Raw genomic sequence first — 1,323 nt, forward strand, 5'->3', positions numbered from 1 at the left:
TCCGAAAGGAAGGCGCTTGTGGTGTTTGTGCGCGACGAGGATGGCGCGGTCGTCGCTGGCATTTCCGGTTACACGGCCTGGGGCTGGCTCTACGTGCAATGGCTCTGGGTCGATGAGCGGCTGCGAGGCCAGCACATGGCCGGCAAGATGCTGGATGCGGCCGAACAGGAAGCCATGGCACGCGGTTGCCGGAATGCCTGGATCGACACCTTCAATCCGAATGCCGCCAAGGTCTATCAGCGTCAGGGTTACGAACCCTTTGGAACGCTCGCCGATTTCCCTATCGGCCGCAGCCGCATCTTTTTACAGAAGAGGCTGGCGTTGGTCTGATCCATCCCGGCGGAACCGGGATGGACTGTCTTCCTGCCTGACCCGCAATCCGAACGAAGGTGGTTATGGTCCGGCGGACCGCTACTCGGCCGGAACCAGGCCTGGGTCTCCCATCGGGCTTGCTCTGGTTTCCTTGCGTGCCGACGCACGGGCGAGCACGCTTTGGCGGTTTACGGATCTGCGCTCGGCATCGATGCGATGGATCAGGATTTCCGCACGCTCGATCGACCCGAGCAGGGCCAGGATCGTGCCGCGTTCGGCGGCACCGGCATTCGGTCCGAGCGCCAGCGTGCGGGCACGCAGTTCCTCGACCCCAGGCAGATTTACATGGCCGGCCGGCATCTGCGGGCTGGAAATTCCGTAAGTAGGCAAGATTTCGCGCAGCGACGTGTCGAGCTTGTTCAGCGCGACGTCGACGATGGCTTGCGCCGGGTTGCTGAACTTCTCGCGCCTGACGCGGCGCGCCACCTGATGCATCGATTCCGTCAGGGCGGCCGTGAAGTCGGCTTCCTCGATCAGGCTGGCGATCAGATCGAGCTGTTCGTAAGGCAGATCCTCCTTCATCAGCGCGGCGGTGTAGGCGCGGATATCGCGGCTGAGGATGTCGGTCGCCAGATAGTGCTTGCCCGGATCCGACGGCGCCTTCTTGGAAGAGCGTGCGATGTCGAGGAACATGGCGCCGGCCTCCAGATGGCGGGCCGTCTCTTGCTGCACGGCGGGAATGGCCTTGGCAAAATCGCTGGCCAGTTTGCGGTCGAGGAATTTCGGCGGCGAGAAATCCTCCGCGTCGTCGGCATCCGTGTGGCCGACACGCGATAGCACCCGCTCGAACACGCCGATGAACGGGAACAGCAGCACTGTGTTGAAGACGTTGAAGAAGGTCGAGTAGAGGCCGACCGCGACCGGCACCAGGGGGAAGGTCTCCTTGCCGTCGACAATCACCGGAACGGCCGGATCGCCGCCGAAGAACTGCATGGCCCATTCCAGCACCTG

The 1,323-nt window shown here is 63.3% G+C and carries 1 protein-coding gene and 1 pseudogene; one reads left to right on the top strand and one right to left on the bottom strand.

The window, feature by feature from the left end:
* Nucleotides 1–330: GNAT family N-acetyltransferase (locus tag EOB49_RS33900; RefSeq protein ID WP_164781930.1), on the top strand; the 330-nt coding region annotated here is incomplete at its 5' end.
* An 81-nt stretch (nucleotides 331–411) separates the two neighbouring features.
* Here EOB49_RS33900 and EOB49_RS33905 read toward each other — a convergent pair.
* Nucleotides 412–1,323: pseudogene (locus EOB49_RS33905) on the bottom strand (Na/Pi cotransporter family protein); the annotation flags it as partial.

It is taken from the genome of Mesorhizobium sp. M7A.F.Ca.MR.148.00.0.0 (assembly GCF_003997735.1).
In the GTDB taxonomy this organism is placed as follows: domain Bacteria; phylum Pseudomonadota; class Alphaproteobacteria; order Rhizobiales; family Rhizobiaceae; genus Mesorhizobium.